This is a genomic window from candidate division KSB1 bacterium, from assembly GCA_024655945.1.
Taxonomy (GTDB): Bacteria; Zhuqueibacterota; Zhuqueibacteria; order JANLFK01; family Oleimicrobiaceae; genus Oleimicrobium.
Window position 1 is genome coordinate 494103 of record JANLFK010000001.1, and the last position, 24795, is coordinate 518897.

The window sequence follows — 24795 nt, forward strand, 5'->3', positions numbered from 1 at the left end:
TGTCCGGTGCGCCTCCCTGATCACAGCTGAGGACCTGTGGACGCGCTTCTTAGCTGGTAAGTATAGCAAAATTTCGCCTAAAAGTCAAGCTGAAAGGCCTTGTGCGGTGGACGATCCTTGTCACGCCAGGGTTAGATTGAGGAGCGTGCCCACTGCCAACGTGACCACCAGCATGATCGCCGTCGCACGCAACATATCTTTGATCCCCAGCTCTTTGAGCATAACCACAAAGGTCGCCATGCAGGGGAAATACATGGTCAGCACCACGCTGGCGATGACCAGCTGCCTCATGCTCATTTGCAACGGGGCCAGCATGCCCACCGCCACATCTTTGCGCAGGAAGCCAACAATCATTGCCCCGACCGCCTCCTTGGGCAACCCCAGAAGACCGGTCACCACCGGGGCAGCAATGCTTCCCACCACGCCAATAATGCCAAAGCGGTACAAGAGGTTCACGATCAATACCCCCAGGAGTACGAACGGCACCGCTTCCTGGAGGAACCAACGCAGGCGCAACAGCAGCTTGCGCAGCAGCCCAGGCACGTAGGGGAACCTATAGGGAGGGATCTCCACGAAGATTTCGGGGCTCTCCCCTTTGAGTAACAGGTTCATGACCACGCCCAGCACTATCCCGACCGCCAAGAGGGTGCCAAACACCATGAGCAGGGCCGAGGCGCCGTAGCTGCCCACCAGACCGATGATGACCGCGGTCTGGGAGGCACAAGGAACGGCGATGGCCATCAAGGTGGCTGCGATGAAGCGCTCACGGCGCGTCTCAAGGATGCGGGTAGCCATGACTCCTGGCACATTGCACCCGCACCCCAGGAGCATGGGCACAATAGCTAAGCCGTGCAGGCCGAGGCGGTGCATGATGCCATCCAAAAGCACGCTCAGCCGCGGCACGTAGCCAGAATCCTCGCCGATGCTCAAGACCAGATAAACAGCGACCACATACGGAAATACCACCGCAAAGTCGACAAACAGCCCTGTGGTCAGGAGCCCCAATGACTGGAGAAAGTCGATTCTGCCTTCTACCAGCCGACCCACCAGGATGTCGTGCAGCACTCCTCCAGACCCCAACAGGTGGGAAAGGCGCATCATGAGCGAGCCCCAGTAGCGCTCGAACAGAGGCTCCATCAGGCGCGTGGCCAGTCCCTCGCCGACGAAGCGAATGACCCGGAAGGAGAGATAGAGGACCACTGCGCCCATGATGGTGCCGGAGAAAGGCTGCAGGGAGGCATCACTCAACTTCTCCAACCAGGTGTGGTGGCGATGCTCGACCTCCTGCACCTTGCGCACCACCTTGCCGACTTCCGCCCACCGGTCTTCCTCGTCGAACTCCCAGGTGCCGCCGCGCGCTTCAGGCAAGCGCTGCACCAGCGAGCGGATTCCCTCCCCAGTGATGGCTACTGTCGGCACCACCGGCACGCCGAGGATCTGCTCCAACTCCTCGACATTGATGGACACTCCGACGTGCTTGGCCTCGTCCCACATGTTGAGCGCGACCACCATCGGCACGCCGGCCTTCAGCAGTTGCAGCGTGAGGTTGAGGTTGCGCTCCAAGTTGGTGGCATCCACCACGTTGATGACTATGTCAGGACACTCGCCAGCGGTATGCGCCTCCCGCAACATCTCCAGGGCAACTTCCTCGGCACGCGATGTAGGCTCCAGCGAATAGGTCCCGGGCACGTCTACCACCTCCACCTGTTCATCGCCCATGCGCATGAAACCCTTGGTGTACTCGACGGTGGTGCCCGGGTAGTTCGAGGCGATCACGTTTGCGCCGGTCAGGCGCGAAAAGACCACGCTCTTGCCCACATTGGGGTTACCCATGAGGAGCACACGGCGGCGCCTCTGCGGAACCCGCTCGTTCATCGCCGCACGATTACCTTCCGCGCAAGGCCAAGACCGATGGCGTAGTGGCTGGAGCCTACGCGAAAGGTCACCGGTCCGCGCAGCATCTGGCTGGCGACCTTGGTCACCGTGACCCCAGGTTTTATTCCCAGGACTTCCAACCGCTTGACAACTCCATGGCCTCCGGCAATTCTCACCACTGTGCCACTCTCGCCCGGGCGCAACGCAGCCAAATCCACCTCAGCGGACCTCTCCTGCTCTTCCTTCTGCCGCCCGTGCATCCAAGGGCCCCAACACCAGTGGCGTGCCGTTCTTGTCCTCTGCCTGAACCATTCTATCATTGCCATCCTGCGAAATCACCGTCCTTTGTCCGAGTGCGTGTCTGGAAAAGAAATGCTATCTCGGGTCGAGAAAACCGCGGAGTAGACGTGAGACGTTCATGGTCTTCTTGGCCGGTGCAATGATACAAAAAAAAAGCCACCTGCGCAAGGTCTTTCTCCGACCTCCTAAGGCGCAGGTGACTCACACTGCTCGGGTCGGCAAGGCGCTAAGCTGAAGGCCGCAGTTGAAAGTGCTCTAAGCAGCGAGCGCACCCGTCTTGCTGGCAGAGCGTTTTCCAGAGCTGGATCAATCCCTGCTGGCGGCGAGCGCTATCCACCGCTGCTCCCGGCCTTCTGGCGAAGAGGCGGTGCCTCATCTGCCTGATGATGGTGTTGTCCGCAAGCAACGGCCTTTGGGCGTAAGCTTGGGCGAGGAGCGTGCACAGCTGCCCGTCGTCGGTCTCTTTGGCGTAAGCCATCAGGCAGGGGAAGACGATGTTGACCACCATATCGGCGGCGCGTTCTGGGCCGAGGAGTCTACCACCGCCGCTCATCGCGCCACAGGTGGCCGCCTCGAACCAGTAGTGGCTGCGCCAGAATTGGTCCGCTTCCACGGACAGCGCGGCGGTCAACTCCCGTCCCAGGTGTGCGATGCGCCGCGCGCCCATCTTCACCTTCCGCACCAAGCTCTCCAGGAAGCCTTGTGCCGCGAAGCGTACCACGAGGGCGGCCAGGGCGGGGATGCGCCTGGTGGGAAAATTCTGCGGGCGCAGGCGAAAGAAGAGCCACTCCTCCTTGCGCAATGGGTCGATCTTGCGCCGGTAAGGGAAAGCCTCCCACTCGGCGGCCAGAGCAACCACGTAATCGCGCATGGCAGCATCTGCGCCGGCCAGCTCCTCCGGCGTGGGCAGCAGGCCAGCCGTGCCGAACAGATAGGCCTGCGCGCGCCGCAATGCCACCTCCTCCCCTGTCCCGTAGATGGCGCGGCACATTTCGGCAAAAGGAAGGCGATCAGCGAGCTTGCGGAACGGCACCTGGTTCTTGGCGTAGCCCAGTGCTTCCGCAAAACCGCGATACAGAATCTGGTCCCAGTCGTCGGTTAGGCGCTCTTCCTGAAAGCGCAGGCATTTGGTGCTCAGCCGCTCGTCGCCGGCCATCTCCACCACCTGCAGAATCTCCGCCTCACTCAGCCGCTGCAAAGCGCAATCAACAGCAGGCGGCACGGTCGATGGTGCACCCTCGTCGGCGAGCTGCTCTGCCGGCTTCGGGAGAAACTGGTCGAGGTTGAGCACGGGGATTTCCACCCCGTCTTGCCGCGTAGTGCGTTCCTCCGGGTTGGCCTCCATGGTCACCACGTGCAGCACAACACTGTTGTAGCGCGGGTCGCGGTGGTGGCCGTGGCGGTACCAGTCAACTGCTACGGGATGGATCTCGATGTCGCCGCAGCACATTTGGCCATCGATGATGACGGTGGCGCCGCGAAAGTCGGGGCCGGCGTCCAGGTTTCGGGTACCGCGGGCGACAATCTCCAGGCTCCGGCCGTCCACCGTACACAGCCGACGACCGATGAGATCCTCCCCATCCCACAGCTGGTAAAGGAAGCGCTCCGGGGCAGGTTCTTCGATTTTCATGCCACCCCCTCCTTGCTGCAGAGAGAGAACCTTTTGCTTGCTTCGCCGCGTAGCCTGCGGCAGTCCAGTCCCTCAGGGTCTCATCCCTGCGCGACTTTCTTGACACAGCTCCAAACGGGTCAACGCCTGATCCGCGAGCCAGAGGAGCCCTGCCCGCCGCGGCGGCCATTGGCGTGGGGAAGAAGAAAGAAATGCCTGCCAAGCCCAATGCGCCGGGTGACCTCGTTAAAGGTCTGGCGGACCAAAATGGCAGTGGGCACAGCCTCCTTTTCGCGAACACGGTGCAACAGGAACAACCCTGGGAAGCGCAGCACCGACGTCAACGTGAAAAGCACCTGGTAGTTGCCAAAGGGGAGGCCAGCCAAGTGGAATTGGAGCCCACTCAGGCGGAGGGCTATCCAGCCCCCCAGCGTGATGGCAACAAAGTTCATGACACCACTCCACGCCGAATAGGCAGCCATGTAACCGGGTCTGCCCTTTGCCGGCAGCGCGGCCAACACCAGGCTGAAGATGGCCAAGTTGAAACCCGACCAAAACACCCCGGCCAACACGGCATTGACCCATATCGGCCACGACACCCCCGGCGGACAGAAGGCGTAATAGAGCGGCAGATGCAAAATGGCCACTTCGCAGACGGTCAGCACGGACTTGTGCCCAAACCTGTCGATCAGCCGTCCCCACAAGAGCTGAGGGAGTATCGTCATCGCCGCCGTCACGATGTTCAGATAGGCGATGGCCTTAAAGTTCCACCCCAGGTTTTTGAGCAGGTGCGCCGCGAAGAAGGGCGTGGAAATTCCCACCGCGAACAGCCAATAGAGGTAGAACGCCAGGATACGGCGATAACTGCGATCGCGCAGGGGGCGCGCCACGTACTCGCCCAAAGGGGGCGTCTTCTCGGCACGATAGGGTGGTTCGGGCTGCTGGCGGATGTAGTGGAAAGCAACCGCCGCGGCAACCACCGAGATCAACTGAACGGCAAGAAAGCCATCATATTCCCGCCCGTGCTCCTTGGCCAAATCCAAAATGAGGCCGGCAATGATGCTCGTGCCCATGGTGACGATGCCCACCACGCGGTTGCGCCAGCCGAAGTAGCGACCGCGAATCTGTTTCGGCACCAGATCGCCCATCCACGTCAACCAAGCTGGCGCAGACAGGTTTTGCAGCAGCGTCCCAAAGCCATACAGCGCAAGAAACGGCACAATGACGTCACCCCGGTGGAGCAGAGGCAGCAAGGCGATGGGGAGCCACATCAGCCGGCCCGTAAAAGAGCCCCAGGCGCAAATCTTCTTGCGCTGGCCGGTGCGCTCCACCAGCCGTGCGCCAAAGATCTGGAACAGCTGCATCAGCAGCGGCACGGAAGTGACCAGGCTCAGCTGCAAGTCATTGGCCCCCAAGAACAAGGCATAGCCGGTGAGGAAGGCATTCGTGGTCATCACGATGTGCACCGTTGCCCACGACCCCTCGATCACCGAAATGCGCAACCCGCGCCGCGTCGCTTCCGGAGTCAGCCTTTCGCTCTTCGTCCGCCTCCGAACCTGAGTTGCTATGCTATCCTCTCCCACGCCGATGACCAGTCACCACCCTTCAGTTCACCTTTTCACGCCACTCTCTGCCTTGATGCTGCCGGTAGCTCTGATGACCAGCAGTTCCATCACTCCGAGGCAGGGCTCTGCCCTTCTCGCCCCACGGGCTCGGGCGAAAAAAGCACGAATCCATAGTCGTCCAGGATCTGTCTGCCGTTGTTCAAAGGTGCGGAGATCTCTGCCATCCGCGCTAAGGCTGCCGCCCGTGCCTCTCCGCGCAGCAGGCGCGGCTGATAGTAGACCTCGCGATAGTACACAGAGATAGGAATGACTCGCGCCAGGAGCGGGCCTTTTTCGTCCAGGTAGACCTTGAGGATCATGCTCTCGCGCGAGGACTCGCTGCGCGAGCCGAAAGCAAAGTTTCCCAATCCGTAGGCGATGAGCTTGCCCCGATAGACTTCCAACCCCTGCAGCACGTGCGCGTGATGTCCCAGCACCAAATCTGCCCCGCAGTCGATGGCCTGGTGGCCCAAGAGCCGCTGGTAGTCCTTGGGCATGGTAAACAGCTCCGCGCCCCAATGGAAAGAGACCACCACGAGGTCTGCCCGCGCCCGGCTCTCCTGGATAGCCCTCCTCAACTTCTGCTCAGAAGGGAAGCAGGTGCCCGCGCGGCTGTGCGTGGCCCAGAATTCTTCTGGGAAGGTAGTGGAAAAGCCCAGGAAGGCAACGGTCTTATCCCCGACCTTCACCAGCGCCGGCGCGGCTGCCAGCGAATCGTTTGCGCCGGCGCCGCAATGAAGGAGCCCCAAAGAGTCGAGGGTGGCAATGGTATCGAAAAGACCCTCGTGCCCATAGTCGAGGATGTGGTTGTTTGCCAAGTTGAGGACGTCGAACCCGGCGTTCTTCAACCCTGCTGCCCACGGCGGCGGCACCCGGAAGGTGAACGTCTTGTCGAAGGCCTTACCCCGTGTGGTGAATGGGGCCTCCAGGTTGCCAATGGCGACATCCGCACTCTGCAGCAGAGCCCTGGTCGAGTCGAAGGGGTACCCGCAACCCTGTGCCTCGACGATGCACAGCGCGGCGCCGGCAAGCATCACATCGCCGACAGCCGCGATGGAGACAATCTTGCGCTCGGAAATGGTTTCCACCGATCGGCGCCACCGCACCGTGTCCTGGGCGACCGAAAAGGTCGCGTTCATTTGTTCGCCGGCGGGCAAACGCTCCTGTTTGCCACCGCAGCACGTCAGAAAAAGACCTACGGCCCACAGTCCAAGGGCGATTGTGGTTCTTGAATGGATCAAATTGTTCTCCCAAAAAACTACCCCATCTCCGTGCGATGGGGCATTCCCGAAGTCCTCCCCTCCCTCGTTTTTTAGCAACCAAGGCTCCCCTGTGCTCAACGCTCCGAAATCGCTCTCGCTCGCATCCCTCGTTCAAGCTCCTTTCGGCGCCCCGGTGTACTCCGCGCCCCTCAGGGCCGCACCGGACGCATGGCCAGCTACAGGCCCGAGTCCTCACCGCCTTCTGTCTTTTTCGTGCGCGCTGCGCGTGGGCGCTTCTTGGCTGCCACCTTTGCGGGCTCAGGCTTTGGCTCCGCCTGCGGCGTGGGGGAAGGGGCCCGCGAGGAAGCTTTCTTCTTCCGTTGCTCTTCTTTTTCCTGCTTTATCTTCTCTGTCTCCGCTTGCTTTTGGCGCAGTTTCCCCTCCAACTCCCTGATGCGCCCCACCAGGGAACTGACCTTCTCATCGGCTGCTACCTGGCTGCGGGCATCCTGTGCCAGAAGCTCGTACACTCTCCCGCCCAGTTCGGCGAACAACCGATTGATGCTGTGCTTGATCGCCGTCTCGTCCACCTTGAGCCGACCGATCTTGGTATACTGGTCGGTGTAGTCGGCAACGGTCTCCAGCCCTTGCTTCAGGCTCTTGCGGATATCATCCCACAGGGATCCCATAGACCTCAGCTCCTGTAGTGCCGTGTTTGAGCGTTACGTCAACGGACCTTAGCGCAATAGCACCAACTTTCGGACGCCCGAGTAGCTACCCGCACGCAAGCGACAGAAGTACACGCCGCTCGCCAGGGCGGCGCCAGCGTCATCCCGTCCATTCCACACCACGTACGTGCGGCCTCCTCTGATTGTGCGTACCTGCCTGCCCCGTGTGTCGAAGATGGCGATGCTGACGTCAGAAGGCAAATTGTCTTGAGGAAACTCATACCTGATCACGGTGCTCTGCACAAAAGGGTTGGGGTACCCGGGGAACAGCCGAAAGGCAGTCGGCAGATTCCCCTCCTGGGGCGGGAGAGCGATCACGGCCCCAGCCCACACCTTGCCATAGCCCCAACTGTTGTTGGGCACCATGCCCGTAAAGGCATCTCGGCGCGCAGAGTCCTGCAGCATCTGCCGGATCTGCACACACGTGAGCGTGGGATCGCGCTCCAGCGCCAGTGCCACCACCCCGGCCACGTGCGGTGCCGCCATGCTCGTTCCCTGGCTTATGGCATGCACGCCGTCGGGCAGGATAAAGCCGTTGGGGAACTGGGCGCTGCCGGTATAGAACATGCTTGTCGGCTGGGAGGGATCAGCATCGGCCGAGAGAGCGGCGGCGATCTTCTCCCCTGGTGCTGCCACTTCCGGCTTGGTGCGATCGTCACGCGTCGGCCCGGGGTTGGAAAAGTCCGACAGCTCGCCGTCATGCTTGTTGCTCAACCCTGGACTGGTCAGGGTGTGGCCGTCCAGGTCAACCCATGTGCGCTTGGTAATGTACGAGCCCACCGTAATGGCAAATTGGGCAGTGCCGGGGATGCTGACCTTCATGGTGTGGTCTACGTGGTCGACAAAACGTGCCTCCATCGAGGAGGCGGCAATCCAGCCATCGAAGCGCCCCGAGGTGCCACTGATGGTCAGTTCCCAGGTGCCTGCTGCCGGCTCCGAGCCCGCGCTGCGGTCGTAGATCTGAATGAGCAGCTCCTTGTCGCCGTTCCGCGGGTTCACGCCCCCATGGGCGTTGTCGATGTAGAGAAAACCCTCCTTGGTGTCCTCGTAGAAAAGGCGCCCGCTGAGGAAGGGGCCGTACGTCCGTCCCGCTGGCGTCGTGACTGTGATCGATTGATTACTAAACCCCGAATACCAAAAATCCAGCACGAGATAGTCATCTTGGGTAGCGCTGTTCTTGTCGTAGGGAGCGATCTCTGTTCTGATGGTCACGCTCCTGGTAGCCGGGCTGAGGGTGCCGCTGGTGTGGATGTTCTCCTGGCCATCGTTACCGGCAGCCACCACTACGGCGCGCCCAGGACGCCCCGGTCCCACAAGCTGGTCAATTGCCTGTTCGGCCACATCGGTGCCGTCGTGTGCACCCCAGTTGGAGCCAAGGCTTAGGTTCACCACATAAGGCATCCCCAGTTCGCCGGCTTTGCTGTGCACAAAGTGCAGTGCGTTGACCTGATCGTCGTCGGCAATCTTGTCTGCCCCTTCCACCCGCGTCCCTTTGACGATGACAAAGGCCGCCTCCGGAGCCACCCCGACATACTGCCCGGCTGGCTGCTTCCTCCCGGTAGCGCGACCGTTGCCCCCGGCACATCCTGCCACGTGCGTGCCGTGGCCCACCACGTCGCGATGCGCAAGGGAGGGCCCTCCTTGCAAGGCGGTGTTGATCTCGGCTTCCGTGTGCAGCGTGCCGCCGTAGTCGTCCGGGCCGTCCAACTTGTTATCGCCGTTCACGTCGCCAGGGTCGCTAAAGTCCAGCAGGTACTTGATGCGCGTCGTGCCGTTGTTGTGCCGAAAATCCGCATGCCGCCAATCGATACCGGTGTCCACGATGCCCAGCACGGTGTTCTTGCCGGTGAGGCCTGAGGAGCTTCGCACCGCCGTCACACCGATTTCGGGCACGCTGCGGTCCAACTGCAGCCGGCGCGCTTTGGGTGCCTGCACGTAGACAACCTCATCCAGGCCGATAATGGCCAGCAACTCGTCCTCGGTCACCAGGGCAGTAGCGACGTTCCCGACCACTGCCTGCACTTGGGCACCGGTGGCGAGCACACCCGAAAACCCATTGCGGACCTGGATCAAAACGCGCAGGTACTGCTCGGGGGCGGTCTTCATCAGCGCCGTGCCCGGCACGGCACCTCTGGCCACCGCATCCGGATGCAGCACCACCATACGGAGGCAAGGGTCCAGTTTTGCGCGCTGTGACTCGGACAGGTCGGCCGGAACGCACACATCGACCAAAGCCAACAGAACCACCGCCCAGACCACGCTCCTGCCAAGAGTCATTCTTCGCCCTCCAGATGTGGGGCAGAACAAAGCAATGGGCAACATTAGACTGGCTCCCAAGAGGTGGCGGGCCAGTCCGGCTCAAAGATAGCAAAAATGGAACGCGTGCACAAGGGGAAAATGAGAACGAGATGGCTCTGTCGAGCGCATCGCGCACAGAGGAGGGGACGGCGCCGAAGGCACTTTGTACTGGGTTCGCCTACGGCACCCAGGAAGGGTACTCGTTGGTGTGGTCCCCGAAGGTAACTCGTTCGACCTGCGAACCGTCGCTGTGCATGATGGCCAGGTGGTCGCCGCGCCCGAAAAGGATCTGCGTGCCATCACGCGACCAGGCCGGGTGCCAGTCGCTGATCCCAGTGGTCAGCCTGGTAGGCATGCCGCTGGTCAGGTCCAGCACCCAGATCTCGTCCACCCCGGTCACCTGCACGCGCACAAAAGCGAGCCTTTCATCGTCTGGTGACAACGCAGGGTGCTTGATAATGGCCTGGTCCACGGCCACCTCCAAGGTGTAAAGTAAGGTGCTCGAGGAGGAAGCAAAGTCGAAGCGGTAGAGCGCGGCGTGGCGCGCCGTGTCCACACTGACGTAGATGAACGAACGGCCGTGCGAAAACCAGGCGACGCGAGTGTGGATGGAATCGCTCACATCAACCACATGGCGGGCCGAGTCGCTGGCCAAATCGACCAGCCAGATGGACGACCGCAGGTCCCGGTTGGACCAGAACGCAACCTGACGGTCATCCGGCGACCACGTAGGGAAACTGTCGTCGTAGTCGGAGGGCGACAGGCGCCGCCATGAGGTAGTGGCAACATCCATGAGGTAGAGTTGCCAGTTGTAACCCCACAATATGCTGGCCGGGATAAAGTAGCTGAACAATGCACGGGTGCCGTCATGCGATAGCGCAAAATTAGCCGGCACATACGCGCCGAAATAAGCTATGGCTCGCAGGTCACGGGCCTCCGCATCGAGGAGCATGAGGTAATACTCACCCGGCCAGTCGTGCAGGGTGCGACGGAAAAGAATCTTGCCGGATAGCCGATGGAAGGGGATCTGGGAAAGCTCATCCTTCGACACCACTTCTGGCTCGGTGGGGACGTGCTCGCAACTGAAAGCGATGGCAAGCGCTGCTGCAGCCATCACCACCCAGCGTCGAAAACGGCAGTTCTTCATGACTGCCTCCTTTTTGCCCGCGTGCGCGGGAAATGGAGATTCCCCAAAGCACGTCAACTCACGCTTTGGCCCCCCGGCGCCGCCTCTCCTTCCACCAGGTGTAGATCCCTGTGCCGAGCAACAGTGCCATCACTGCCGCAGACAGCGCCGCCTCCAGAGGATTGCCCTCCTGCAACCCGTCCACGAGCAGGCCAAAAGCAACAAAGAAGGCTATCAAGCCAACCCCTTCCACAATCCACGAGAGAATCGCTGCTTTCTTCACCGGCGTGCTCCCTACTTCGTGAAGTAATCCAAACACTCCCCTCGGGCTGGTGTCCCCTCCACCGAAACGCTCATGCGCTACGAGGGCTCACTCACCGCTGGTCGCAAATGGCCAGGACCAATGCCGCCGCCAGCACGGCTGCCGTTTCGGCCCGCAGCCGACGACTGCCCAGGCTCACGGCCGTGAACCCTCGTGCCACTGCCGACGCCACCTCCTCGGCGGTAAAGCCGCCTTCTGGACCGACAAGCAGTGCCGCTTCGGAGATGTTTCTGCCTTTCAGGCCGAGGAGCACACTCACCAACGGCTCGCAACCCGCCCCTTCGTGAGCCAACAAGCGCAGTGGCGCACCCGACAGAGCGTCCATGGCCTGCGGCAGCGTGCACGGGCCGGTGATTTCCGGCAGCATCGATCGTCCGCACTGCTTCATTGCCGCAAGGGCGACCCTGCGCCAGCGGTCGATGCGGTTCTCAACGAAGCGCCCGCTCCTTGCCGTGCACAGGAGCACGAACTTGCTCACCCCAAGCTCGGTGCCTTTCTCAACCAAGAGGTCAAAGCGCTCCCCACGCAGCGGCGAGGCCGCCAAGGTAAGCCGCAGCCGCGGCTCTCCCACCCCCTGCATGCGTCGCACGATCCTTGCCTCGGCGCGCTCCGCTTGCGTGCCCGCGAGCTCGCACTCATAGCAGTGACCCAGCCCGTCCACCGCGAAGAAGCGGTGTCCTAGGCGCGTGCGATGCACCACCACCAGATGGTGCCGCTCTTGGTCGACGAGGAAAAGACGGTCCTTGTGCACGTCCTGCGGCCTGACGTAGAAAAAGTCCGCATGTGATGGCGTGTGCATCTCGTCGGCTCAAAATACGGAACAGCCCGCAAGCAAGTCAGAAGGCAACGCCCAAGTCCAGAATCATCTCGCCCTTCAGCTTGCCGTCCCACGCATACTCGGCCCGCAGCACATAGCCGTAAGGCAGGTGGAAATGCAATCCGGCGCCAAACCCTCGCCACCACAGGCGCTGCTCCGTGCTTTGGCGGAACCAGACGCTTCCAGCCTCACAGAAGATGCCGGCGTTGAGCGCGAACTTGAGATTGCGGCCATAGCCCCCAAGCAGCGCCTCGGCCGTCTCCAGGGTTACGTACCTCACCGGGATGACGGTGAAGCGAAGCTCCGAACCCAGGAGGACGCGGCTGTCCCCCTCTGCCACTTGCCGAAAGTGCCCGCGGACCCGCTCCCCATAGCCGAGATAGAGGCGATCGTACACGGCCACCTGGCCCCGCGAGAATGAACCGCTGGCCCGCATGGCAAGCGACATCTGCCCCTTGAGCCGTTGGTAGCGGCGGATGTCGAGGCCCCAAAGCAGGTAATTGGCCGTCAAGCCGGGCAAACCCACGCGGCGAGCGCTCAGACTGAACCACCAGCCCCGCCGGGGATACTCCGCCAGATCACGAGTGTCGTACGAGGCAGAGAGGCCGCCCTGCGGCGCTCGGTCCAGACCGTCAGCGCTAATGATCGCCCCGGGCAGCGGCGGAACCACCCGCACTTGCCTGTACCCCACCGTCAGACCGAGGTAAAGGTGGTAACCGAAACGCTGGCCGATGGTGCACGAGAACCCCGCCACTTCCTGCTCAAAACGGGGGAATTGGGGACTGAGGTTCCGCACTCGCTGCCGGGAGACCAGCGCCGTGACAAACATCCCCCCTTTGCCCAACAGCCACGGGCTCGTAAAGTCCACCTGGTAGCCTGGATTGTACCCCCACCAGACGGTGATGCCCGCCTGCTCGTTTCTGCCCCGCAGGTTCATGTGCCTGGGGCCAAATCCGTAGGAAAACTTGGCCCAGTCCCTCTCATGGCGCTCCAGAATCGGAAACGGAAAGATGTACCATCGTTCGCTGACCAGGATCACCACGACCAGCCCCTGCTCGGTCCTTATAGGGAGGGCCTCCACCCTGGTGAAAAGGCCCAAGCTCTCGATGCGCAGTCTGTCGAGCTCGAGCTTCTGGGGGTCAAGCTGCTCACTGATCGCAGTCTTCATTTCCCGCAAAATCACTAAGTCTCGCGTGTGTTCGTTTCCCGACACGACGATCTGAACGATGCGCAGGCTGTCGCTGAGCGACTGCTGGCCAAGGCATGGCCCAGCCGACAGGCTGAGCAGCGTCGCAAGCGCGAGCAGCAGGCCACTGTTCCTCTGGCGCCCCATCTTTCACAAGGCGCTGAGCAAGCGCATGGTGACGCGCCACGAGCCGTCCCCACCTTTCGTTTGCCGGGCAAAATCAACGCGCACCACGCCGTCGGCAACGAGGAGGGACACCCCGGCGTCGGCCAGCACACGGTAGCCATCGAGGTCGCTGAGCAGGCCCTCCTTCACCCGCTCTGTGCCCCAGGCCGAGCCCGCATCGAAAAAGAGGCCCAAAGAGAGTTGCTCGCGGCCATGTGCCCGACGGCCGGTGAGCATGCGCCACAGGTCGCCGCCAAAATAGTACGCCGCGTTGAAGAGCGCCAGATTCTGCCCGGCCTGACACCGCTCAGGAAACCCCCGCAACGTTCCCACACCGCCGAGGCTCATGAGGTGCTGCGGCGCCAGACTCCCGGAGCGCGCCCCCAACATAGTGCGCAGCACCAGCCGCTGATTGCCAAAGGTGGGACGAAAATGCGTGACGGTCAGAAACAAGCCGTCCGTGGCAAAGTCCTGCCAGGTCTTCTCGTAGATGGCCTGCACCAACGTTCCCTCGAAGGGGAGCAAGGGGCTGTCCCGCCAATCGAACTCGACGATGAACTTCACACTCTGCTCCTCCCCTTCGCTGACATGCGGGTTGGGACGGAAGCGCTTCTTGCCGCCGAAGAGTGCACCGGCAAACCCTTCCTCCTTGCCCATGTCCTGGTAGTCGTAGGCGGCGTACACCACCCTGACATCATGGCGCCCGCCCAGGCGCTCGTTCACAAAGACTTGCCAGCCCTTTCGTCCAAAGTAGTCCATAAAGTCTTCTTTCAAGACCAAGGCGGCCAGCGAGTTCTCGACCCACCGCAGGCGCCAGCCGTCGTTGGAAGCGGTCTCGTCGAACAAGGCACCGCCAATGGTCAGTCGCTCCCCCCTGAAAAGAGCTTGCTGCACGCCCACCGAATAGCGCCACGTCTTGTTGGTGAATCCATAGCCGGCCATCACCGGGAAGCTCAGCCCGAGACGGCGCATCGGGCGCCAGGTCAGGTGGGCGCCGAGAAAAAGCCCTTCCACCCGGTTGTACCGTGGAACCGGGGCCAGCGAGACGGGCTTGTCCTCCCCAAAGAGTTCGGGCGGGTGCAAAGGCGGAACCTCAAACTGCGCCAGCGCAGGGCCGAGCTCCACCACTAACAAGACGCCCACCAAGCAGACCGCAATCAAGTGCACTGCCCTCGGCGTGGCACCTCTATTCTCACGGCACATTGGCTTGCTCCTCCTCATTTCTCTCGCTACAGCCTGCCAAACTCATGGCGGCGCGTTCAAAGCCCTCTCCTGTCTTCGGGAGAGGGAACTGCGGTGTTTTACCTGCGGGCTTTCCGTTTCACCAAGACGACCTCGGTCCCTGTGGGCGAGAAACAGAACCGGACCTCATCCATCAGGGCGCGAAGAATGAAGATGCCGCGACCGCTGTCCTTAAGCACATTCTCTGGCCGCAGGGGATCTTGGAGCTTGCCCGGGTCAAATCCCTGGCCCTCATCGCTCACATGCACGACCACCCTCTCCCCGAAGAGCTCGAAAAGGACATGTACCTTCTTCCTCTTATCCAACTTGTTGCCGTGGTGCATGGCATTGTTCACCGCCTCGGTGACGGCAATGGACAGACTGTCGGCATCATCCTCGGCAAAGCCCAGCTCGTGGGCGACCCCTTCGGCAAGGCGTTCAACCTCCGCGATGTGGCCGGGATCGCTGGGGACAGCGATAGCATACGTCTTGTGAGGGCGCTCTTTCACGAATGCCTTTCCCTCGCCCCTCAGAACAGCCACGTGAGGCCGAGGTCGACGCTACTCAGCGTGTGCGGAGCTTGCCCAGTGGTGTGCACCCTGCGTCTGGTTGCGCGGGCCTGGAGGCGCAGCCCAGAGGACCCGGCGTATTCCACTGCCAACACCGGCCCCCGGCTGAAATGCCGCTCGTACTCTTCCTCCAGCCAGCCCCGCTGAGTGCTCACGGCGTGGCGCCACCCTTGTCGGCGATAGTAGAGAAGTCCAGGGGCCAGCTCCAGGCCGCCAGTAAGGCGGTACTTCCACGCCAGGCGCACCCAAAGGCTGGTGCGGGAGACAAGTGGCCGCTCTGCCCACTGCTCCCAGTACAGGCGCCCGTTCTCTTCCAGCAACAGACGCGACTCCGCATAGAGACGCGATTGGCTGGTGAGCTGCCAGTTTAGCGAGTCGGCGGCGGCGAATTTGCGGAAAACGAAGCTCCGCGTCTCTTCGAACACCTGCTCATAGTCATAGGCCACATAGTTGGCCAGCACTTCGAACGACTGGTAGAGGGACAACTCTGGAGTGGGGGCATAGAATCCGCGCGTGGTGAGGCGGAAGACCCGGTTCCAATTGTTGTCGGCGCTGCGCTCGGCAAAGAGGTAAACCATGTGGAAGAGGTTTACGCTGGCCATGAGCTGAAGTTTCAGCGCAGAGGAGAAGAGGTGTTGCACCAAGAAGGAACCGCTGATGCGCAGTTCATCGCGATCGTCAAAATTGTTCGTGTCCGGGGTATCGTAGCGCAGCAAGCTCAGCGAAAAACGGCCCGCGAGGGAATCGGCGGCCATGCGCAGGCCAGCCTCGTTCACCAGCGTGAGACGTGAGGAGCGGTTTTCCGGCGTGACAAAGGCAGCACGGGGCGAAAATGGCGAAGGCGCCTTGGTCACCGGCATGTCGTAACGCTGATCCTGCGCCCAATAGCCCAAGAGGGCGCGCCATGAGGCCCCGCCCTGGGCAAAGTCGAGTCCCACCCAGTGTTCGAACTCCTGGTCGCGGCGGCGACGGCGGTCTCTCACCTTGCTCTCCTCGCGCAGCGACACCTCCACCTCGCGATAACTGGCGGCATTCTGCAGGCTCAAATGGAAGTTGCGGAAGAGACGATAGGTAAGGTGGTTGTAGATCCCTGCCGGACGCTCCTCATAGGTCTCGATGTCGCCCGCTGGCGAAAAGTAGTTGTCCCGTCGCCGGTTGCTCAGCGCGATGCGCAGCGAATCGGCAGTGCCCGGGGCGAACTCCCGCCAGACTGCATAGCCCAGGGCCACGTCCCGATTGGATCGCACCGGAAACTGGTCGCCGCCGAGCTCGAGCTGGAGCGTGTTCACATATCCTCCAAGAAGCGCGTGGTCGATGTCGAACCGCGTGCCGTAACTGAGGCCCCAGTCGGCGCGATCGAAACGCTGGTCCCATTTGCTGCCCAGCGAAGCTTCGGCCCACATCCGCTCGGTGATCCCGACGCGCACATTGCCACCGAGATAGTCGGTGCGAGCGTCGTTACGGAAACCCGACTGCCTGTCGACGAAGGCAGAAGATGTCGCGCGGAAGGAAAGCCGCAGGCGCCGAGCAAGCTGGTAGGCGGCTAAGGCCTCCAGGTTCTGGTCATCCTTCCACTTGTCCTCGCCCATGCCCACGCGCAGCATGGAAGCCTGGAAGCGCTCGCGCAGGCCGAGAAGGAGACGTCCTCTACCGTAGTGGTAGCCAAGATCGTACAACCATCCGTACGCGTTCAAATCTTGGCGAAAGGAGACCGTGCTGGGGTTGCGCGCAGATGCCGTGGGCAAGACCACCTGCTGTGCCTCCGCGCTTGCGCACCCCAGCGCGGGCAGGCAGGCGGTGACAACGCAGGCTAGTGCCATCTGGAACCGGCCGCGCATCAAGAGGTGAACTTTTTGTGGCGTCCTTGCCCGGAGCGGCCACCTTTGCCTGCCGCCGCTTGCGGAAATGACGGATTGCGCACGCGAAGAGTCGCCGGAAGTCGCTCTGCTTTGCCCCTCTCCATGCGTTCCGGCAGGGAGATGGTGCCACCGGAAATCACCAGCTTCAGGGCCTCTTCCACCGACAGCCTCACATCGATCGTTTCTTCCTTGGGCACAAAGACCAGAAAACCGGAGGTCGGATTGGGCGTGCTCGGCAGGAATACGCTGTATACATCGGATTCGAGGGCATCTTGTACTGGCCCCCTGGTGTCTTGCGTCACAAAGGCCACGGAGTACAAACCTCTGCGCGGGTACTCGACAAGCACCACCTTGCTGAAGACCTCTCGCTTGTCCGAAATAAAGGCTTGAACAATCTGCTGAAAAGTCTTGTAGACTCTGTTCAGCAGCGGAACGCGCGCCACAAAATCCTCACCTGCGGCGATGAGCTTGCGCCCCAGAATGTTGCGGGCCACCACGCCCGTCAGCAAGATGAGGAGCACCAGGGCAACGAACCCCAGCCCGGGGATCGGACGCCCGGCAATGGTGAGGCCCAGACGTTGCGCCAAGAAAGCCCCAATGACTCCCTTGAACAGGCCATCGATGGCAAGGAAGAGCTTGTAAAGCACAAAGACGCTGAGCACCAACGGCACGATGACCACCAGCCCGGTGAGAAAGTGGGTGCGCAGGGCCTTGCGCCAGGGCTGCCGCCCGCCGGCAATGTGTTTCGCCTTGGGTGTCGCGCTACCGTCGCTCACCGCCTCCACACCTCAAAAGTCCTCGTCCTGCAGTTTCATCATGAAAACCACTTCGTCAGGACGGCACAAACCATAGACCTCGCGTGCCACCTTCTCCAAGTACGCCCGGTCGTGACGGAGCCGGTCGATCTCGGCCTGCAGCTCTGCCTTGCGCGCTTCCAACTCCCGCTCCCTCTGCTCCAGTTGCCGCTTCTTCTGCACCAGGCGGTACTGATTGACAAAGCCGGCACTCCCGCTCAGATAGATCACCGCCAAGACGATCGGTATGAGTGGGTACAAGAAGCGACGAAAGTTTGTGCGGCGTCGGGGTCGTACCCTGCGCCGGCGTCTGTCCACCAGCAATTTCCTCCCCGCCACTCGCAAGGCAACAGGGGCCAAGGGGCCTGGCCCCTCATGCTACCTTCTTTGCACCACCGCCAGTCCGGCAAACTGTGCCGCCTCGCCCAGGCTCTCTTCGATGCGCAGGAGCTGGTTGTACTTGCACACCCGGTCGGTGCGGCAGGGGCTTCCCGTCTTGATCTGCCCCGCGTTGATGGCAACCACCACGTCGGCAATGGTCGTATCCTCGGTCTCGCCGGAGCGGTGCGACACCACCGCGCGGTATCCGGCGCGCTTGGCCACTTCTACCGTCTCCAGCGTCTCGGTGAGCGTACCGATTTGATTGAGCTTGATGAGAATGGCGTTGCAAATGCCCCGCTCGATGCCCATGCGCAGACGCTCGATGTTCGTCACGAACAGGTCATCCCCCACCAACTGAATCTTTCCCCCAAGGCGGTCGGTCATCAACTTCCACCCTTCCCAGTCGTCCTCCGCCATGCCATCCTCGATGGAGTAGATGGGGTAGTTCTTGACCAGTGCTTCGTAGTAGGCCACCATCTGTTCGGCGTTCAGGCTTCGCTTCTCCGAAGCCAGGACGTACACCTTCTTTTCCTTGTCGTAGAAGGCGCTGGCCGCCGGGTCCAGGGCCAGGAACACTTGCTCTCCCGCCTTGTATCCTGCCTTGTGGATGGCCTCCATAATCACCTGCAGCGCCTCTTCATTGGAGCTGAGGTTAGGGGCAAAGCCACCTTCGTCGCCGACCCCAGTACTGAGTCCTTTGCTCTTGAGAACTGACTTCAGGCTCTGGTAGATCTCTGCGCCCATGCGATAGGCTTCCGCAAAGCTGGCTGCCCCGGCCGGCACAATCATGAACTCCTGGAGGTCGACGTTGTTGTCGGCGTGCGAGCCGCCGTTGATCACGTTCATCATCGGCACGGGCAGAGTGCGCGCGTTGACGCCGCCAATGTACTGGTACAAGGGGAGCTCGTACGCCGCTGCAGCCGCCTTGCACACCGCCAGCGAGACGCCCAGGATGGCATTGGCGCCGAGCTTGGACTTGTTCTTGGTGCCGTCCAGGTCAATGAGCATGCGGTCGATGATCGCCTGCTGCGTGGCATCCTCGCCGATGATGTGCTCAGCAATGATGTCGTTTACATTCGCCACCGCCTTGGTCACACCCTTTCCCTTGAAGCGCGCAGGGTCGCCATCGCGCAGTTCCACCGCCTCGTGTTCGCCGGTCGATGCACCTGAGGGGATGGCTGCCCTGCCCACAGCGCCACACTCCAAGGTCACATCCACTTCCACGGTGGGGTTGCCACGCGAGTCGAGTATCTCACGTGCAAAAACGTCAACGATAGTGGTCATCTCATCCTCCATTGCTCCATGCCGCCACGTCTCAAACTGTTCACTACCAGAGAAAAGAGCGGAACATCCACGCCAAGAGTACCCCACTCACCGCGCACGCAACATTGACAACGTCATTGTTCACCCAGCGCACACCCCGCAGGAACTCCGTGGTCTCCCCACAATGGGCCTTTTTCTCGGTGATCTTGCCACAGCTCCGGCAGCGATATTGCGCCTGGACGGTGGCCCCAAGGAGGCTATCCACGAGACTCGCCCCTACGCCAATGACCGTTAAGGCGGTGAGTGTCTTTGCCGTCCACACCAGCGTGTGTCCAGGGGCTCCCACCAGGGCTGCCGAGGCAGCCACCACAATGGCTCCCAACGCCCCGCCCAGTGTGCCGAACAAAGTGATCCCACCCGAGCTGCCAATGGGCAGGCGTCGCCATGTGAGGATCGAGCGCGGAACTTGCTTGCCCAGCACTCCCAGCTCGGTGCCCCAGGTGTCTGCCGTCACCGCCACCAACGAGGCGACGTACAGCACATACCACAACGGCTCCGGGAAGAAGTTCCATACGAGAAGCAGAATGCCCGCCACGCCGCCATTGGCGAACACCTGGCCAAAGTCTCTTGGTCCCACCTTTGCAAATGCGTTGGCAACTACTAAACGCTTCCGCTGCTCCCCTAAGCGCGACAGCAGACTGGAGAGCACAAAGAACGTCAGGATGGGTACTGCAAACTGCCAGCGTCCCACACCGAAGACGAGGGTGGCCAGCACAAAGGTGACCGCCGCACCGCTACCGTTCAGGAAGCGCGCCTTGACTGAGGCCACGGCAACGACCAGCGCCAGAAGCACCCCCACGCTGAACGCAACCCGGTCTGCTCCGGCGTGGGTGAGCATGTAGTGCATCACGAAGGCGGCACCCAGCGGCACACTCAAATTGTCCGAGCCAAATGCCGAAACAGCCTCGCACATGGTGGTCACCGCTGCCACCACGGCTGCTATCCACACTAGCGCGGGGAGGGTCAAGGCAAAGCCATCCATCGGCCCCAACCAGAGACCTGTCGCAACCACCACCCCGAGGGTGACCAGAAACATCGTCGCCGACCCCTCGAGCGATTTTTTCTCCTGCCCAAGGCGGTACTCGTGTGGCCGCGGCAGGTTTTCGCCCACAATAGCCGCCGCGGCATCAGCAAAGGCCATAATCAACATCGAGGCGACAAAGATGCTCTTGTGGCCATGCCAGAGCAAGAGCAACAAGATCAAGAAGGCAAGGGGGTAGAACACCGTGCCGTAGGTGGCCCGCTGCGTGCCGTGCATCCCTTTGAGCAGGCCTTTGCGCACCGCCACGAGATTGACGACCACAAACAATCCCCCGAGCAGCGCCATGGGAGCCATGCTCTTAAAGACATACGGTGTGCCCGCCACGAGCGCACCGGTCAACACATGCACTGATTTGCGCGTGACCTCGGCTGAGCCGTGCAACAGGCGGCGCACGAGCTCAGCCAGAGCAATGAGCACCACCAGGGCGAAAAAGAAAACAGGTAGAAGGATCCAGTCTGACAATTGCTCTCCACACTTGCACTCTCGGGGCCATCTCCGCCTCAATTTTACTGAAATATTTCCTCAAAATCAACCCCTATTTGCACCCCTGCCTGCCGCTCCTGTCGGCGCCTGCCCTTCGAACAAGGCTCCCCTTCAGAAGCAGACGGATGGCTCAGTCGCCGCGGGCGAGCTCTAGCGTGCGCGAGCGACCCGATTCAAAGCCTGGTGCGAACAAGGCCGAGCCTTCCCCCACGTGGCGAGTGGACGAGCTTTGATTCGGAAGCCGACAGAAAGCGGCAGGGTCGTTCCGCCCGTTGGCCTTCGGGCGGCGCCAGAGAGGCCGCCGGTCGCTGGCGGCCTGCGGTGAGCGCAAGTTATCCACACAGGATAACTCGACGAAAACCAAGAGGAGGACGAGGCTGGCAATATTTTGCACACCCGGCGAGCGATGCAGCGGCCAGGGAGTTCGCCGTGGATGACATGGGCCAGTCGCCAGTGCTGTTAAGTCCTTTGCACTCAATAAGCAAAAGGGGCCGCATGTTGCAGCCCCTTGGCTCCCTCTCGCTTGCGCGTTGCGCGCCAGGCCCTCCTGCCGGCGGATGCAGGCCCGCCCGATGCGGGGCCCAGACGGGCGACACTTTTGCACAAGTTATCCACATTCGCCACCCATGGCCAAAAGCTACAAATAGGACCATCTCACTCGGAGCGCACCAATTGATAGTCACCGGTCCCGTTACGATCGGCAAACAGGAACCGCCGGTTGAGATGCCGGTAGTACCAAATTTCGTAGGCGGGACTGTCCAATTGCGTAGGCTCCCGTTCCACCTCAGTTGGCGGGCCATAGATGATGTAGATGCGACCCCGGTCGGTCCGCCAGCCGTCCCTTTCGCTCAGAAGCACGGTGAACTGCCGGTTGGCGAAATCCACACGCCGGAAGAACTCCTCGCGCAGCTCGTTGCGCTCTGTGCCCGGGGTGGGGTCCCGCCGCCGCCAAAAAACCTCGAAGAGCATCTCGCGCTCGGCGGGAGTGGCAGCCAGCATCGCGTCGATGTCCTTCTTGCGCGCCACGTACCGGAGCTGCTCGATGGCCAGGTCGATGTTGGTATCGCGGAAGCTCAGGGTCCCCCATTGCACTGCGAATCGTGACTTAACCGTGGCGCGTCCCCTGGTGCTCCGCGCCTGAATGGCCAACTCGTAGCGCCCTGGCTGCTGCACCACGCTGCGCAGGTCTATGGCCAAGGGTAGCACGCCTCCCTTGCCACTGAAGACCTGCCTCTCCCGCCGGATACTCTGCTGTCGGCTGTCAAACACCTCATAGCTCACCTCCACGGAGTCCGCTCCTAGCGGCGGGTAGACCTCGCAATATGCCTTGAATTGGGACTTGGGCGAACCGAAGGCGCGAAGGAGGTTTGGCACTATCTGCCTGAGCTGACCGTTGACCAGCTGCAGAGTGTCGGCGAACACAATGTCGCTCATGTGTACCCTTGTGCGGGTGAACTCCCGCAGCTCCACGTCGCGCTGGCGCTCCATGGTCTTGCGCGTGTCCATGTCCGTGAGGCCGATGGCTACCTGGTATTTCTGCGGCTCCAGCTCGAATCGTATGCACTCGGTGGTGAGACTTGTCCAGGAGTTCGTCTCCGCAAATGACCGGACCACCAGTCTGCCCGTGCGACTCCGCGAGGCGACGAGGTTCTTCTTGCGGTCGTAGACCAGGGCATGCACTTCGTACGCCGCTGAGAAGGAATCAGGGGCAAGTTTCACGAATTGCAGCACATCGTTGGCAAAGCAGATGTACACGTCCAGACGGCTCTTGGTAGAATCGCCACACGCAAAGTTGAACACGTCATAGGAGAAGAGCGCGCCACCGAAGAGCGGTTCGCCTGCCGGCCGAAAATGCTCCTGCGGGCTTATCTCCATCTGGCTCCACGCTGCCTGCGGTGGAACGACCGAGCTGCAGGCGGTCATCACCCATGTGGCGATCCACAGCACAGCCTTTCTGCTCACCATCATCCTTGCGCTCCTCCATACGTCGCTCTCTCGGCCGCAGAAGCACCGGCCCGGGAGTCTCTTCTCCCCAGTGACCTCTCTCATGAAGCGAGCCCCTCCAAGACTTGCGTTGCCACCTCCATCCTCTCTTTCCCAAACGGAGGCATGAGGTAGATTCCCTGCACCCGCTCCCGGAAATGACGCACCGTCTCCTGCGCGGTAGCGATGCCCACTTCGCGCGCCTCTTCCTTGGTCTTTGCCTTGCGCATACGCTCGGCCACCGCATCGCACACGTGCACGCCAGGGACTTCGTTGTTGAGGAATTCCACCATGCGGTAGCTCATGAGGGGCATGATGCCCAGGAGGACCGGAATGCGGCAATCGGCTATGCGTTCCAAGAAGTGGGCAAAAAGTTCATCGTCGAACACCGGCTGGGTGAGCGCCAATTCTGCCCCCGCCTCGATCTTCTGCGCAAAGCGGGCCAGCTCCCGCTCGAGGTCCGGCGCTGTGGGATTCACACCCACAGCGATGAGAAAGGAAGTGGGCGCGCCGATGGCGTTGCCAGCGATGTCCATCCCCTGGTTGAGCCCAGCGATAATGCGCGTCAGGCCGATGGAGTCAACATCGAAGACCGCCGTGGCGCTTGGATAGTCGCCCAACTTGGGTGGGTCGCCGGTGATGGCCAAAATGTTACGTATGCCCAGGGCATGTGCACCAAGCAGGTCCGACTGGATGCCCAGCAGGTTGCGGTCCCGGCACGTATAGTGCAGAAGAGGCTCGACCCCCAGCTCTTCGTGGATGATTTTCGCCAAAGCCATGGGGCACATTCGCGCCGAGGCGCGCGGCCCATCCGGGATGTTCACCGTGTCGATTCCCAGCTCCCGCAACCGCGCCACGCCAGTCAGCACTTCTGCCGGATCGCAACCCCGTGGAGCCAGCACTTCCACCGACACCACGAACTGCTTGCCCAATTTGCGGCCCAGAGCAGACTTTTCCTCCCGGGCCTTGACCGCCGCCTTCGGGATGACCTCGGCACGAGGAGCAATGGCCATCGCCGCATGCCGCGGGGCGGTAGCACGCACCGCATTGGCTATGGCGCGTATGTGCGCGGGAGTGGTGCCGCAACAGCCCCCCACGATACGCGCACCGGCCGCAATGAAGCGCCGGGCGAATTCGGCGTGGTACTCAGGCGAGGAAAGATAGAGGTACCGCCCCTCCACCAGGCGCGGCACGCCAGCGTTGGGCTGCGCCGCAATGCGCGCTGCGCCAGCAGCGTGCATCCGCTGCACCACCTCTAACATCGGCTGCGGCCCCACCGAGCAGTTGGCCCCGACGACGTCGGCCCCCTCATCCAGCAGACGAGTGGCCACCTTTTCCGGTATGGCCCCCAACAGGGTGCGACCATCGTCGCCAAAGGTCATCTGGGCAACCAGCGGCCTGCCGCTAATCGACCGCACTGCCCGCAAGGCAGCGACAATCTCGTTGAGGTCGGCAAAGGTCTCCAATAGGAAGATATCCACGCCGCCGGCGAGCAATCCCTCTGCCTGCTCGCGAAACGCAGCCTCCGCCTCCGCAGGCGTCACGGTGCCATAAGGCTCGAGCTGCACCCCCAACGGCCCGATGGCTCCCGCCACGAAAACCTCCTCCCCACCCACGCTCCGTGCCAGCTCGGCCCCTACGCGATTGATCTCGGCCACCACGTGGTCAAAACCATGTGGCGCCAGCTTGAAGCGGTTGGCGCCAAAGGTATTGGTCTCGATAATCTGCGCCCCTGCCGCCACATACTCCCGGTGGATCTCGGCCAGCAGCTCCGGCTGGCTCAAATTCAACTCATCGAAGCAGCGGTTCAGATAGATGCCACGGGCGTAGAGCATGGTGCCCATGGCCCCATCGCACACGAGCACGCCCTGTTCAAGCCGCTGCAAAAAGTCTGCGCCCACAGCCCTT

General features: G+C 61.8%; 20 protein-coding genes. All 20 read right to left on the reverse strand.

Going from position 1 to position 24795, the window contains the following annotated elements; genetic code table 11:
• Window positions 1-120: 120 nt before the first annotated feature.
• Complete coding sequence (locus NUW13_02075; GenBank protein MCR4437816.1) at window positions 121-1875, reverse strand: ferrous iron transporter B; 1755 nt, start codon at window positions 1873-1875, stop codon at window positions 121-123.
• On the reverse strand, window positions 1872-2093 hold the full coding sequence (locus tag NUW13_02080) for a ferrous iron transport protein A (GenBank protein ID MCR4437817.1): 222 nt from the start codon (window positions 2091-2093) through the stop codon (window positions 1872-1874). Before NUW13_02080 ends, NUW13_02075 begins: the two co-directional genes overlap by 4 nt.
• A gap of 308 nt (window positions 2094-2401) precedes the next feature.
• Window positions 2402-3805, reverse strand: coding sequence for a DUF2851 family protein (locus NUW13_02085; GenBank protein MCR4437818.1), 1404 nt, complete (start codon window positions 3803-3805; stop codon window positions 2402-2404).
• A 119-nt stretch (window positions 3806-3924) separates the two neighbouring features.
• Entirely contained in the window at window positions 3925-5286 is a 1362-nt protein-coding gene (locus NUW13_02090; GenBank protein ID MCR4437819.1) for an MFS transporter, read from the reverse strand.
• Between the two features lie 170 nt (window positions 5287-5456).
• A complete protein-coding gene (locus NUW13_02095; GenBank protein MCR4437820.1) occupies window positions 5457-6527 on the reverse strand; it encodes a CapA family protein in 1071 nt (356 codons plus the stop codon).
• A gap of 299 nt (window positions 6528-6826) precedes the next feature.
• The gene (locus NUW13_02100; GenBank protein ID MCR4437821.1) at window positions 6827-7279 is read right to left on the reverse strand and encodes a hypothetical protein; all 453 of its coding nucleotides are present in this window, start codon (window positions 7277-7279) and stop codon (window positions 6827-6829) included.
• Window positions 7280-7327: 48 nt separating this feature from the next.
• Complete coding sequence (locus NUW13_02105; protein ID MCR4437822.1) at window positions 7328-9595, reverse strand: S8 family serine peptidase; 2268 nt, start codon at window positions 9593-9595, stop codon at window positions 7328-7330.
• A gap of 199 nt (window positions 9596-9794) precedes the next feature.
• Complete coding sequence (locus NUW13_02110; protein MCR4437823.1) at window positions 9795-10763, reverse strand: hypothetical protein; 969 nt, start codon at window positions 10761-10763, stop codon at window positions 9795-9797.
• A gap of 58 nt (window positions 10764-10821) precedes the next feature.
• Complete coding sequence (locus NUW13_02115; GenBank protein ID MCR4437824.1) at window positions 10822-11025, reverse strand: hypothetical protein; 204 nt, start codon at window positions 11023-11025, stop codon at window positions 10822-10824.
• Window positions 11026-11116: 91 nt separating this feature from the next.
• A complete protein-coding gene (locus tag NUW13_02120) occupies window positions 11117-11863 on the reverse strand; it encodes a 16S rRNA (uracil(1498)-N(3))-methyltransferase (GenBank protein ID MCR4437825.1) in 747 nt (248 codons plus the stop codon).
• A 37-nt stretch (window positions 11864-11900) separates the two neighbouring features.
• Entirely contained in the window at window positions 11901-13214 is a 1314-nt protein-coding gene (locus NUW13_02125; GenBank protein MCR4437826.1) for a BamA/TamA family outer membrane protein, read from the reverse strand.
• Between the two features lie 3 nt (window positions 13215-13217).
• Complete coding sequence (locus NUW13_02130; GenBank protein MCR4437827.1) at window positions 13218-14435, reverse strand: BamA/TamA family outer membrane protein; 1218 nt, start codon at window positions 14433-14435, stop codon at window positions 13218-13220.
• A 98-nt stretch (window positions 14436-14533) separates the two neighbouring features.
• Window positions 14534-14962: an ATP-binding protein gene (locus NUW13_02135; protein MCR4437828.1), complete on the reverse strand. Its 429-nt coding sequence runs from the start codon at window positions 14960-14962 to the stop codon at window positions 14534-14536.
• 20 nt (window positions 14963-14982) lie between these two features.
• Window positions 14983-16842: a hypothetical protein gene (locus tag NUW13_02140; protein ID MCR4437829.1), complete on the reverse strand. Its 1860-nt coding sequence runs from the start codon at window positions 16840-16842 to the stop codon at window positions 14983-14985.
• Window positions 16843-16859: 17 nt separating this feature from the next.
• Window positions 16860-17657 (reverse strand): DUF502 domain-containing protein, encoded by a 798-nt coding sequence (locus NUW13_02145; GenBank protein MCR4437830.1) that lies wholly within the window; start codon window positions 17655-17657, stop codon window positions 16860-16862.
• Window positions 17658-17669: 12 nt separating this feature from the next.
• On the reverse strand, window positions 17670-17993 hold the full coding sequence (locus tag NUW13_02150; protein ID MCR4437831.1) for a septum formation initiator family protein: 324 nt from the start codon (window positions 17991-17993) through the stop codon (window positions 17670-17672).
• Between the two features lie 60 nt (window positions 17994-18053).
• The gene (gene eno / locus NUW13_02155; protein MCR4437832.1) at window positions 18054-19340 is read right to left on the reverse strand and encodes a phosphopyruvate hydratase; all 1287 of its coding nucleotides are present in this window, start codon (window positions 19338-19340) and stop codon (window positions 18054-18056) included.
• 43 nt (window positions 19341-19383) lie between these two features.
• Window positions 19384-20883 carry a DUF92 domain-containing protein gene (locus tag NUW13_02160; GenBank protein MCR4437833.1) on the reverse strand — a complete coding sequence of 500 codons (1500 nt, stop codon included), beginning with the start codon at window positions 20881-20883 and terminating at the stop codon, window positions 19384-19386.
• A gap of 675 nt (window positions 20884-21558) precedes the next feature.
• Window positions 21559-22872, reverse strand: coding sequence for a GWxTD domain-containing protein (locus tag NUW13_02165; GenBank protein ID MCR4437834.1), 1314 nt, complete (start codon window positions 22870-22872; stop codon window positions 21559-21561).
• A 77-nt stretch (window positions 22873-22949) separates the two neighbouring features.
• Window positions 22950-24788, reverse strand: coding sequence for a bifunctional homocysteine S-methyltransferase/methylenetetrahydrofolate reductase (locus tag NUW13_02170; GenBank protein MCR4437835.1), 1839 nt, complete (start codon window positions 24786-24788; stop codon window positions 22950-22952).
• Window positions 24789-24795: the final 7 nt, after the last annotated feature.